We start from the raw sequence: 11,807 nt of genomic DNA, 5'->3' as shown, positions 1-11,807 counted from the left end.
GGGGTAAGTGATAATGCAGGGCAACAAAATCGGATATCTTATTGGTGGCGCAATTCTGGCGACGACTTGCTTGGCTCAAGCAGAAACCTTGCAGCCCGATCCGGCTTGGCAACAAGGCAAACTTGAAAATGGGTTTAGCTGGCAAATCCTGCAAACACCACAGCGGCCCAATGACAGAATACAGTTGCGGTTATTGGTAAAAACGGGTTCATTGGTCGAAAAAAAATATCAACAGGGTTATACCTACCTGATCCCGAAAGTTGTTTTGTCCAGCAGTAAAGATTTATCATCGCAAGAACTTGAAAACCTCTGGCATAACGCGATTGACACCAAAAACCCTTTCCCTCCTGCCATTGTTTCATACGATTTCACCCTTTATAGCTTAAGCTTGCCGAATAACCGCCCTGAGCTACTGCAAGATGCGCTGATATGGCTTTCTGATATTGCTGGTGGTGCTGTATTTATACCGGAAACATTGGCACAGGCCACAAAAGAAGAGGAATATCCTGTTACAACTTTTCCACCTGATGTCCAGGATCCGGTATGGCGTATGCGGCTGCAAGGCTCGACGCTGATAGACCACGATCCCGGGATGCCGATATCCAAGCCTGTTGATGTGAAGAAAGTCGAAAACTTCTATCATCAGTGGTACACGCCGGATGCGATGACGCTGTACATTGCGGGCAATGTTGACAGGCGGTTATTGACAGAACGGATTAACCAGACATTTTCGCCATTGGAAGGAAAGCGCCAAACACCGGTTCCTGTTCCTACACTGCTGCCGCTGAAAGCAGCAACGATTGGCGTAGTGAGTGATAAGATCAAACAAGACCGCCTATCTTTAACCTGGAATCTGAATTGGCTGCCTATTAACGATTCGCAGACGCTGATGCAGTATTGGCTGAATGATCTGGCACGTGAGGCGCTTTACCATTATCTGCAATTGGGGCTTCAGGAAAAGCAGGATGACATGAAGTTGGGGCTGGATTGCCGGGTGATTTACCAGCGTGCGAATTGCTCATTAAATCTGGATGCTTCCTCGGACAAGCTGATGGAATCCACGCTTTATCTGGCTTCCCAGTTGTCATTATTGCGTGAAAATGGGTTGCCGGAGGGGCAATTTGATGAACTTTATGCCCAGAAGAAAGCCCAGCTCCAGCAACTATTTGCGATGTATGCGCGTACTGATACTGACATTTTGATTAACCAACGCCTGCTGTCACAACAAAACAATGTGATTGATATCGCCCCTGAGCAATTCCAGAGATTGAGACAGGTATTTTTATCGTCACTGACACCACAGATCCTGAATAAAAAACTGAAAGAGATGTTGTCTCAGGAAATCTCTTTTATTCTGGTGCAACCAAAAGGCGAAGAAACAGTTGATATTAATCAGCTCAAAAATAGCTTTAACCAGATTATGAGACCGGGACCATTGCCGGAGAAGCCTTGATGTATTAGGTTCTTTTGAAGCGGTCATGTGAAGCTTAGACGTTATAAAATCAGATTGTTTATTATTTGCTCTTTGTGATTTAAAATCATACACCTATAATGAATGCATTGAATTCATTATAGGGAGAGTAGTTGAATGAGGAAGTTCGTGAGAATTTCACGAATAGGTCGCGGTGAGATTACTGAAGAATAGGGTGGGACCACGGTCCCACTTGGAGAGATAGCGTCTTTTTTGACTATCTATTAGGGATGACGGTGATGTAATCACTGACAAAATCTATCAGTTTGCTATCACTAGTGATGAGTGGAATTTTGCTGTGTTTTGCTTGAGCGACAATTAACCGGTCAAATGGGTCTTTATGTAAATGTAACTTTTCCGGTAAATCGGTTACAACGAGCGTATGATCGCTTTTAATGGGGATTTCAATCAAACCAGCGTCAAACAGCCCATCCCTGAACTGTTCGGGATCTACGGAAAAATCAGGCTTGTTTAAATTGCTTTTAATGACCACCTCCCAGATAGATGCTGCACTAAAACACAAGGTTTTGCTGGTATCTTCGAGAAGATCAACAACATCAGTTTTCAGTTTTTCCGGTTCATATGCCATAAACAGCAAAATGTTGGTATCTAGCAGCAGTTCCATTAAGAACATTTCCCGTCGAACATATCAACAATTTCGGCGCTGTTCATATCGTCAAAATTGGCGGGAACACTCCCTTTTCCTTTGAGGAAGCCTAGTTTTCTCTTGGGCTTCTCTTCTCTGTAAGCAACAACTTTAACCAGTGCATGACCATTTTTGGCGATCACAACTGGCTCTCCAGTGCGGGCTACTTTCTGAACAATTTTTGATAGGTTGGTTTTCGCATCGTAGATGTTAATCTGTTCCATAACATCACCTCTTGATGTTTTTATGTACACAATTTAAGAATATTTATTTTTATTAGTCTAGTCAAGTTGATTAGACCAAATCTCACTTGGTGTGTACATTTTTAATTCACTTCCACGTTGCTAAATAGCAGCGACTGATGACGTGCTATGGCTAAATTTTTAGAAATAACTATACGCCATAACAAAAAAATCAGCTGGTCAGTTTGACTAGCTGATTCTCTTTCTTATCCTTTAATTCATTCTGTTACTTCTTCGCTGCTTTCGCTGCCGCCCTCAGCTCAGTTACGTTCTTACCCCCAATCCCCCAGTTATCTGTTTCCACTTCGTCAATGATCACAAAAGTCGTGGCAGGATTTTTCCCAAGTACATCCACCAGCAATTGGGTTGCACCTTCAATCAGTTTTTGTTTCTGTTCAGCGGTTGCACCTTCGCGGGTAATTCTGATGTTCACAAATGGCATAAAATGACTCCTTTTTTGATTTGTTATGAAATGCTTCTGATGAAGCATTCCCGCTTTGATACGGGAATGTAGGTACAGCAAAAAAACAGTCTAGCTTTTTGATATGCGGTTATTGCTCTGGTTTCTTCTCTTCTGCGGTCGCAATCCACGCGGCACAAAACAACGTCAGCCGGGCGAAGAAATAGAAGAATGCCATTAAACCAATGACGGAACCAAAAGCAGCGCCAGAAGGGGAACTGGCAAGGCGTGGCAGCATCATGGTCATAATATATTTGATAACTTCAAATCCAATGGCTGCCATTAACGTACCTTTGAACAGCGCTTTTCTTTCAGGCCGATGGCGCGGCAAGATCCACAGTATCCATAGGAATAACAAATAATTGGCAGAAATGGAAATAGTCATGCCAATTGATGTCCATGCAGGACGGAGCCATTCTATGCCTTCCAATCCGAGGGCATGGACGATGGTCGCTTGGGCAGAGCCTGAAATGGAAGTCAGCGATAGCGTCATCACCAAAGCAAAAAGAAGGCCGAATAAAGAGAAAAAATCGCGAATGTATTGAAAGTAAATTTTTTCTTTATCTTCATGATTGCGTTCCCAAATATCACGGGATTGAGCGAGGATCGCTTCGCGCAAATTTCCCACCCAGTTCAGACCCGAATAGAGGGCGATTGCCAAACCGGTCAGGCCGACAGTTGTTCTTTGGTTGACCGCAGTGTCTACACTGTTTTTTAACGTGTTGGCGAGGGCGGGATCACTGATGCTATTGGCGATGCCATTGATCAAGCGTGCCAGCAAGTCCGGATTGGATGCCAGCACAAAACCTGCAATGGCAAAAGAGAGCATCAGGATCGGAATCAGGGAGAGAAAGGAAAAGTAGGTAATCGCAGCACCAAACTGGCTACCCATGCGATCGTTGAAGCGTTGTGCTGCCCGGATCAAGTGGGCAATAAAAGGAATACGGCGGATAGCGTTGCCAATGCGAATCGTCACGGAAAGCGCTTTTTTACTGCCATGTAGCCCTTTCGCTAATGGGGTGGGGATTCTCCCTATACCGGATTGTTCCCTGTTTTTATGGTCAATTGGCATTACATCCTCTTAAATCTAGTTTCGACTATCATTACTCGTTGTATATTTCATAAAATACATATTTATTGAAATATATAGCTGTTGAAGCACGTGTCTCTGAAATCCATTCTTTATATATGTATGGGAAAAAAGAGTAACAGGCAAAATGGAAAAGGCAACAAGGGAAGGGAAGCGAAAAAATACGGTAGCCAAATGATTGGCTACCGTATTGAAGATCAATTGTGGATCATGATGATCAATCTAATTGACGACCTTTAACTTCGCTGCGGATAGTTGGAAGTTCAGTGTCGTGGTTTTCATTTTTCACAAAAGGTACTTTGCCAGAGAAAATATCTTTTTGTGCAGAGGCAGCTAGGCCGATGATGGAATCTGGTGCGTTAACGCCCAAATTTCTGCCCTTGTCGTATCCTGTCACAGATTGCTGATTAATTTGCTGGGTATTCACAGTGACGGGCCCCTGTGCACTGTCAATTTTGCTGCCTACTAAATACGTTGTTCCGGAAATATCCAGATTAACGCCTTGAGTGCCGTTCAGCGTTGTTTGTTTACCTACTGCTTCACGATCGAGCGTATCGTAATTGCCTTTGAGTTTGCCATTGAAGCCCTTGAACGCTGCTGTCAATCGGTCTTTCAAACCCGGTGCCTTACCATTGGCATTATCGGTTGCGGCATTTACTGATGAACCTTCTGCTGCGGTAGGAACAGCCTGTTTAGACGGGTTATCGCCTTTGACGGTTTTGCTATAACCCAAGCCAGCATCCAGTCCTGCATTCAAGCTGTGGGTACTGTCTTTGAGGCTTTCAACATTGAAATTGCCGCCGACTTTACCGGTGACTTGATCTGCTGTCACATTCGCGCCTTTGAGTGAGGTGTCGCCTGCACTGGTCAACGTAACATTGCCACCAGAAACTTGGGTGTTACGGTGCGTTGTCTGATCCAGACGGTTGACCCCGAATTTTAATTCACCGCCAATGTTATATTTATTGTCGACGATACGGTCAGCGGCTGCGGTATTGCCTGTTGCAGAATTATCGCCGGCAGTGTTGTTTGCTGCGCTGTTACCACCTTCGTTGTTGCGAGCCTTGGAAGAGAACCCTCCTTTAGCTTTAGCACCGGCATTCCAACCATTGGCATTATCTGTATCTTGAGCTGAAGTCAGATCGATTTTCCCGCGTTGGGCAGTTAAGTCTACCTGTTTGCCGGATACATTTGCGCCTTGTAATGCCAGATTATTGCCCGCATTCAGGTTGACACCTTGTCCACCAGTAATAGCACTGGTCTGAGCCGTGGTTTTATTCTGATTGCTGGTGTTATAACCGCCACCGAGGCTGGCATCAAAATTCTTGCCATCCGGGTTGGTTCCTACTGTCAGGGAAATTTCCCCATTATAACCGGTGTTTTTTTGCTCGTTACGGTTGGTAGCCTGATTGAACTGGATATTTCCGCCAGCATCAACGTTGGTTGCGCCTTTGCCCGCATTCATTGATGTGCCTTGGTAACGTGCATCTCTGGTTACTTGGACATTAATGCCGTTTTGGGCATTAATGCTGCCGGTGACTGCGTTGGAATTGCTGTTGGATGTTTCCTTATGGCTGCCATTACCTTTACCGTTGACGGAAATATCTGCACCTGTGGTGGTGTAAACACGGAGACGTGCATCGCCAGTGGTATCAGAAGATTGGCTGTTCTGGCTGTTTACAGCCGCTTCACTGGTATGGCTGCCAGCGGTCAGTGATACGCCGCCTTTATTGGCTTGATATTGCGTGCCCTGATCGTAAACGTCACCATTTGTTGTCACTTTGATATCGCCAGCTTTAACTGAAGTGACTACGGCATCGGATTTATGGTTATTGGTGTAATGGCTGTTGCCATTCATCTCCAGTTCAATACCTACGTTAGGCAAACCTGTTTTCGAAATGGCAGTGTCCAGCTTCTTGTCTGAGGCAGCTTTGGCTGTTTTTTCGATTGGGCGGGTTGTTGCACTGTAATCGGCTGTAGCACTGATTTCACCTCCTACCTGTAATTGATTGGTAGAGCCGGATTCAGTATTGGCTGTTGCCACATTTTTAATGCTGCCGGCATTGGCCTGATAAGTACCCTGTACTTGATGGTCAGTGCCCTGTTGCTTCAATTCACCCATTGCATTCAGGTCAAGGTTGCCGGTGACCTGCGTTTTTGTCACTGTTGCGGTTGTCCGGTTCTGGGACTGACCATTGCGGTTATGGGCATCTTCAACACCGCTGCCGAATTTGTCCATGCCGCCGGTGATAAACACGCTGCTATCGACTTTTTCTTGTGACGTTGAGGTTGAAGTGCTCTCTTCACCCGCCAGCAGAGAAACGTTGTTTCCGGTGATTTTTGCATCACCTTTTGTTGTCACTAAATTGGCACCCGTGGCTGTGACATTTTTGCCGGCATTCACGGTGAGATTGCCACCGTTCAATTCTGATGGTCGTTGCGTTGTATTTTCGTTTTGCTGTTTATCAAGAGTATGTACGAAACCTACCCCAGCACGGTATTGCTTATCTTTTGCCTCCTTAGCGTAATACTGCCAGTCAAGATTGGTTTTCTCCTGTTGATACTGATTTTTCTCGCCATAATTCAGGATATTGATATTACCCGATGTGTTCAGTTGCAGTTCACCGGCACTTTTCACCAGACTGCCAATCACATTGATATCTTTATTGCTGAGTAATTGCAGGTTTGTATCGGAAACCAAATGACTGCCGGAAGATTTCTGCTGCTTATTCTTTTCTTGATTGGTATTTTTGGTGATGTTGAAGATCGTTCCTTTTCTTTCATCCACTTCTTTATAAGTGTGGCTGACCGCATTGTCGATCGTTAATTGACCATCATTGGCTTTAACATAGGCACCTTTCTCGGCTTTGACTTTACTGCCTGTAATCGTGACACCATTCATGCCAGACAGCAGTAAATGCCCACCCGCCGTAACTTCGGAAATATGGTGAGTTTCTGATTTATCATGGTTATCTTTCTTGCTGCCACCGGCAACACCGCCCCAATAGGTTTTATCCTTCTCAAGGACTTGGTCATTAACCAGAGATTGAACGTCAATATTGGTTTGCTGACCGGCAGAGACAATCAGATTATTACCGGAATGAATATGAGTACCCGTAATGTTGACATTGCCGCCTGCTTCAATACCTATATCACCACCTGCATTCAATTCATTGCCGACGCTTCTCTGAGCCGTATTGGCCTTGTTCCAGTGACCGGTTTGCAATGACAGAGAATGGTTCTTTTTATAACCCTTCTCTGTGGTCATCTCTGATTCCACCAACCCTGCCAGTTTCACATCCTTTTCGGCAGATACGGTCAGTTTATTACCCGCATTGATTTTACTGCCAAGGACTTCTGCATTACCTTCACTGGCTTTCAGATGAACGTCTTGACGAGCATTAATGGTGTTGCCTTCATACTGATATTTTTCACTTTCATTGGTAACATCATATCGCCAGAGCAATTGCCGTTGATTGTCCGTGCTTCTGTCAAGCTGGTGGAGTTCTTGCCCATCCAATTTAAGATCGGCGCCGGTCAGGCTGACATTATCCCCATCAATATCAGTGGCTACTACACGATTGTGTTGTTTGGCATCCAGCTTAATGTTCTTGCCTTCCAACAGGGTACGGGCAACAGATTCACTGATTTGTTTTTTCTGGATACCAACGCCCTTGAAATGGTCTTGGTTGTTATCACTGCCGGGAGTACCTGAAATGGATTGATTCAGGCGTCCCCGAGACAGCAAATTATTAGCCTGTAAAGTAATATCACCCCCTTTCAAGGCTGCCGCTTCCAGTTTTATATCGCCGTAGGATTCAATATCAATACCTTCATTAGCGGTCATTTTGCCTTGTAGATTCACACCACTGCCTTCCGCAGTATTCAGAATACGAATACGTCCGGCCTGCATACTGCCAAGATAGTAGCTGTCGAGTGCAGTGATATTCTCCTGCTGTGAAGCCAAAACGCGGCCATCGGCTGAAACTTGGTTGTTACCCGTCGTGATATTGATCGCTTTTGAGGCAATGACTTGTTGGCCATTGCTATCAATTTTAGGTGCGATCAAATTCAGTACGTTACTGCGGGATAAGCCACTGTTGCCGATCTTCAGGGCATTCTGGTTATCAAAAGTGCTGAATCCCTGCAACACGCCATTTTCGACCAGTGGGTTACCAACAACCAGTGCTGCCTGATTTGTATTGATAAAACCGCAGCCATTACAGGTAATACCGTTAGGGTTTGCCAGTACATAGTCGGCGGCTATACCAAATATTTCTTGCTCCCCGAGTAAGAAAGACGGGTTACGGCTAATCACCTCATTTAATATCACGCTGGCAACCTGCCCATTCAGGTTGCTGTTGGCTGATAATTCACCTGCCAATTGTGATGGTCCATTAACTAATGAGTTATTTAATACCGCCCCCATTTGATCAACGTTGTAATCCTGATATTGGTTATGTGATAACCCTGATTCAGAAGGCGCGACAATATTTATTACTGTCGCACCCGTGTCAGCCTGGATAACATCCGGGCGATGTGCTGTATCACCTCCCGGAATAATACCGTTTGCAAAACTGACCGAACAAGTTGCCAGGATAATTGCCATAGATGCGGCGAGTTTTCCTGTGGAAGAGAGTTTAAATACTTTGTTTTTCATATAATTACCTTTAGTTACTTTCTTTATTGCCATGAGCAGTGCTCTGGGGATGGATAATCCCCAAAACTGGCTGCGTTAAAAAAACGTCAAATGGTGCGAAAAACTAAAAAGTGTAAGTAAAGCGGGTTAACAGTTGCATAGGTTCATCCGTGTTCCTATTTTGATGGGAGAGCAATTTGCCTCGGCTTACTTCTATATCGGCAAACAGTTGCTGATAGCGCAGTGTCAGACCAGCACTTAATCCGGCACTACTTTGCCAGCCATTCTGGTTGCTTTGTCTGCTATTCTGACTGCGATGGTTTTTGATCTGTCCGATATCCACACCTGTATGCAGTGACAGTGAGCCGTTAGATATCGGTATTGAGTGGGAAAGCGTATTCCTCAGATACCAGCCGTTATCGCCTGATGACACATTTTTGCTGAATCCTCGTACAGTATTGCGGTCGGTCACATTAATCCACTCAACACCCGGCAGCCCGTTCGGGCTGTACTGGGCGTAAAGTTGGCTATTAAAATGGTAAGGCTTATCAAAGAGCTTGAAACGTTGCTGCAAATTTGCTGATAACTTACCTTTGGTAAATCGTTTGTTCAGACTGGAGCTGGAGGTTTGAGCACCAAACCACGGCATTCCCTGTTCAATACTCATATCAAGGGAGATCAACCCTGCGGGAATAAGCCGTAAGTGATTAACCCCTAGTTCGAATATGCTCAATGTCTGGCTACTGACGGCGATTTTGCCGTCTCCGAAATAGTTGTTGTAATTCTTATAAACCAATTGGGCGTGTAGGGTATCGATCTGATATTGATTGCGATGGAACACCCAATCGGTACGCATTCCTGTTTGTTTTGAATTTCCGTGTATTTTGACCGAATGTATCTGTAAGTGTGGATGGCCGGTATATTGGGAATAGCTGTTGAATCCGCTGACAGTAACGGCGCCGTAAGGGATCGAATAAAACAGGGTATAGGCACGGTTGTACTGGTGATTGGGTTTATCAATCGTGCTGCTGCCACTGAGGCTGGCAAAGTCAGATAATCCCAGTGGGCTGTCTACACTGGCATTAAGCCGCGTAATCCATTTCCCGGTGCTTTTTTGCCCGTAATTATCGGTTGTGGTGGTTATTCTCCACGGGGCGGAATGCCGATTGTGCAGTTTAACGATGGAGCCACCATTGACTGTACCGGGCAGAATATCGAGCGTGGTTTTGTTTGAGCGCAGACGATTCGCCTGATCCAGACCCTGATCAAGTTGATTCAGGTTCAGTGGTTTGTTTGTCAGGTTCGGGAAGAGCGTCTGGCTATTGATCCAGCGATCACTGCCTTCTACCGCTTCAACAAAACCTTCAACCACGTTGATCCCCAGTTCGCCATTGGGGTTGGGGGGAATAAATTGCACCCGCGCGGTAATATAGCCTTTGGCAATATAAAGGTTAGTTATTTCTGCTGATAGCTTATTAATCTCATTGCTGGTGATACAACTCTCGGGCAGTGCGCTGAGCGTATTCAGGTCACTCAGAGAAAGTAGAGTAATGCCCTGAAGATAAACGCTGTTGATAGTCAGGCACGGAGGTGCATCCACCAGTACAGGGGAAACTTTTTGTGGTGACACGCTATCGGTACGATTGATTAACCCCTGATGGCGTCGTTCTTCAATTAACTGATCTATTTCCCTCGAGCTGTCCTGTAAGGTTCTTCTCGTTTCATCTGTAGGGAGAATAGAGGACATCACATCAGGTGATGCGTTTACCTGAAGTGCCGTACCTAATAAGATGAAAATTGCTGTCCTTTTAATCATGGGAGTACCCAAATGACAATAGTTGATGGAAAAAGTATCGTGTTGGGTTAGGATTAACCTTCCTGGTTTATTAATTAATCATTAAAGCATAGAAAATATTTTATTTTGCACTGATTCATGGTTGCTTTTTGTTCTGATCTATTATTTGTAGTTATAAATTTACTTTAGTGGCTTATAATAACTCGAGTTGGTTATTTTCCATATTATTATTAAGGACATAAATTAAATTTAATTTGGCTTTAATTAAAATGACCGTTTCACTTTGTGTTTTACCGTTTCGCTTTGTGCTGTTTATTTGAAAGTTTTGCTTATGTCATATTAATGAAAGGGTTTTTAGGGAGAAGGGTAAAAAACATGAGGCAAGGCATTTATTTATCATTAGATGATTTATTGTTCATTAATAACAACTGTAATTATGAATTCATTCACCTTTATTCATTGTAAAAATAATTACTACATAAAAATCTGACAGTGGGAAAAAAGCAGAAAAACAAATATAAGAGAGAAAAAGGGGAATTAAATTAAATTAGCAGGGCAATTAAGAAATATCTGATTGAATCAGCCAATGAATAATATTCATTGGCTGAAAGGTTATTACTTAATACTTAATGAATAAGATATTAAGCAACAATTGGCGCGCGCCAGTCGTCAGAACCAGAAGTACCAGCAGTAGTGTGTTCCCACTCGATCTTACGGTAAGAAAGAGAAACACGAACCAACTGAGTGAACTCAGATTTTGCTGGGTCCTGGCAGTGTGGCATTTTGCAGTCGATATCAACGATAGTTGAATCTACCAATTTAGTAGTGAAGAAATGCTCTTGTTTACCTTCGATAGAGGTACGGTACCATTTCAACTCTACAGTTGTCAGCATTTCGCCAGAAGCTAATGCGTTGTAAAGCAGAGGAACTGCTTTATTCAATGCAACGGTAAAGCGGAACGGTTTGTGCGCACGCTGGCCAGAAGGTTGTCCAGACTGTGGATCAGTCGGAACAGTAACGATGTGGTCAAATTCTTGAACCAGCATTTCGTCTTCGTGACCTTGAACAAAGATATTACCTACGGATTCAGCAGTGAATGCGCCAGCGGTAATATTGCCCTGAGTTTTACCATTGATGGAAATATAACATGGAGTTGGCATATGAATATCCTATAAAATTTTACCAATATTAGTGTAAGTGTTCGTTCCTTGCGTGATTATCCCATTTATGAATCAAATGAAATTATCGCTTGCCAAACACTCGGGGCGAATAATAAAGCTGAAATTGTCTAATGCAAAGTCATTTGAAAAATGCAACTCGCACTCTAATTCAATGACAAATAAAAATTTTATAATCATTGCCGTTGTAAAATTTATGGCTGAGTTTTTATAAACAATAAGCTTGTTAAACTGGTTATAAAATGTCCTTTGATTTCTTCATTGTTTTAATTGCATGATATATAAG

General features: G+C 43.8%; 8 protein-coding genes. 1 reads left to right on the top strand and 7 read right to left on the bottom strand.

Annotated elements, in window-relative coordinates:
* Nucleotides 1–13: 13 nt before the first annotated feature.
* Nucleotides 14–1,453: an insulinase family protein gene (locus AB204_RS13515; protein ID WP_047963894.1), complete on the top strand. Its 1,440-nt coding sequence runs from the start codon at nucleotides 14–16 to the stop codon at nucleotides 1,451–1,453.
* 235 nt (nucleotides 1,454–1,688) lie between these two features.
* Here the strand turns inward: AB204_RS13515 and AB204_RS13510 are convergent, their stop codons facing one another.
* The 7 genes from AB204_RS13510 to AB204_RS13480 form a co-directional block, all read right to left on the bottom strand.
* On the bottom strand, nucleotides 1,689–2,096 hold the full coding sequence (locus AB204_RS13510; RefSeq protein ID WP_047963893.1) for a type II toxin-antitoxin system VapC family toxin: 408 nt from the start codon (nucleotides 2,094–2,096) through the stop codon (nucleotides 1,689–1,691).
* Nucleotides 2,096–2,341 (bottom strand): type II toxin-antitoxin system Phd/YefM family antitoxin, encoded by a 246-nt coding sequence (locus AB204_RS13505; protein ID WP_047963892.1) that lies wholly within the window; start codon nucleotides 2,339–2,341, stop codon nucleotides 2,096–2,098. The genes AB204_RS13510 and AB204_RS13505 overlap by 1 nt, the downstream gene beginning before the upstream one ends.
* 244 nt (nucleotides 2,342–2,585) lie before the next feature.
* Nucleotides 2,586–2,849 (bottom strand): 2-hydroxymuconate tautomerase family protein, encoded by a 264-nt coding sequence (locus AB204_RS13500; protein ID WP_072061445.1) that lies wholly within the window; start codon nucleotides 2,847–2,849, stop codon nucleotides 2,586–2,588.
* 61 nt (nucleotides 2,850–2,910) lie between these two features.
* Nucleotides 2,911–3,891, bottom strand: coding sequence for an inner membrane protein YhjD (gene yhjD / locus AB204_RS13495; RefSeq protein ID WP_047963890.1), 981 nt, complete (start codon nucleotides 3,889–3,891; stop codon nucleotides 2,911–2,913).
* 235 nt (nucleotides 3,892–4,126) lie between these two features.
* Nucleotides 4,127–8,569: a hemagglutinin repeat-containing protein gene (locus AB204_RS13490; RefSeq protein ID WP_047963889.1), complete on the bottom strand. Its 4,443-nt coding sequence runs from the start codon at nucleotides 8,567–8,569 to the stop codon at nucleotides 4,127–4,129.
* 103 nt (nucleotides 8,570–8,672) lie between these two features.
* The gene (locus tag AB204_RS13485; RefSeq protein WP_047963888.1) at nucleotides 8,673–10,364 is read right to left on the bottom strand and encodes a ShlB/FhaC/HecB family hemolysin secretion/activation protein; all 1,692 of its coding nucleotides are present in this window, start codon (nucleotides 10,362–10,364) and stop codon (nucleotides 8,673–8,675) included.
* Between the two features lie 620 nt (nucleotides 10,365–10,984).
* Nucleotides 10,985–11,503 (bottom strand): Hcp family type VI secretion system effector, encoded by a 519-nt coding sequence (locus AB204_RS13480; RefSeq protein ID WP_047963887.1) that lies wholly within the window; start codon nucleotides 11,501–11,503, stop codon nucleotides 10,985–10,987.
* Nucleotides 11,504–11,807: the final 304 nt, after the last annotated feature.

It is taken from the genome of Xenorhabdus khoisanae (assembly GCF_001037465.1).
GTDB lineage: Bacteria > Pseudomonadota > Gammaproteobacteria > Enterobacterales > Enterobacteriaceae > Xenorhabdus > Xenorhabdus khoisanae.
Note: the sequence above shows the minus strand (reverse complement) of the source record. Positions and strands in the feature narration are given on the sequence as shown.

What these genes read in the sequence shown, in the direction of transcription:
- AB204_RS13515 (WP_047963894.1), top strand. Translation starts at nt 14, where the DNA reads ATGCAGGGCAACAAAATCGGATATCTTATTGGTGGCGCAATTCTGGCG.
- AB204_RS13510 (WP_047963893.1), bottom strand. Translation starts at nt 2,096, where the DNA reads ATGGAACTGCTGCTAGATACCAACATTTTGCTGTTTATGGCATATGAA.
- AB204_RS13505 (WP_047963892.1), bottom strand. Translation starts at nt 2,341, where the DNA reads ATGGAACAGATTAACATCTACGATGCGAAAACCAACCTATCAAAAATT.
- AB204_RS13500 (WP_072061445.1), bottom strand. Translation starts at nt 2,849, where the DNA reads ATGCTTCATCAGAAGCATTTCATAACAAATCAAAAAAGGAGTCATTTT.
- yhjD (WP_047963890.1), bottom strand. Translation starts at nt 3,891, where the DNA reads ATGCCAATTGACCATAAAAACAGGGAACAATCCGGTATAGGGAGAATC.
- AB204_RS13490 (WP_047963889.1), bottom strand. Translation starts at nt 8,569, where the DNA reads ATGAAAAACAAAGTATTTAAACTCTCTTCCACAGGAAAACTCGCCGCA.
- AB204_RS13485 (WP_047963888.1), bottom strand. Translation starts at nt 10,364, where the DNA reads ATGATTAAAAGGACAGCAATTTTCATCTTATTAGGTACGGCACTTCAG.
- AB204_RS13480 (WP_047963887.1), bottom strand. Translation starts at nt 11,503, where the DNA reads ATGCCAACTCCATGTTATATTTCCATCAATGGTAAAACTCAGGGCAAT.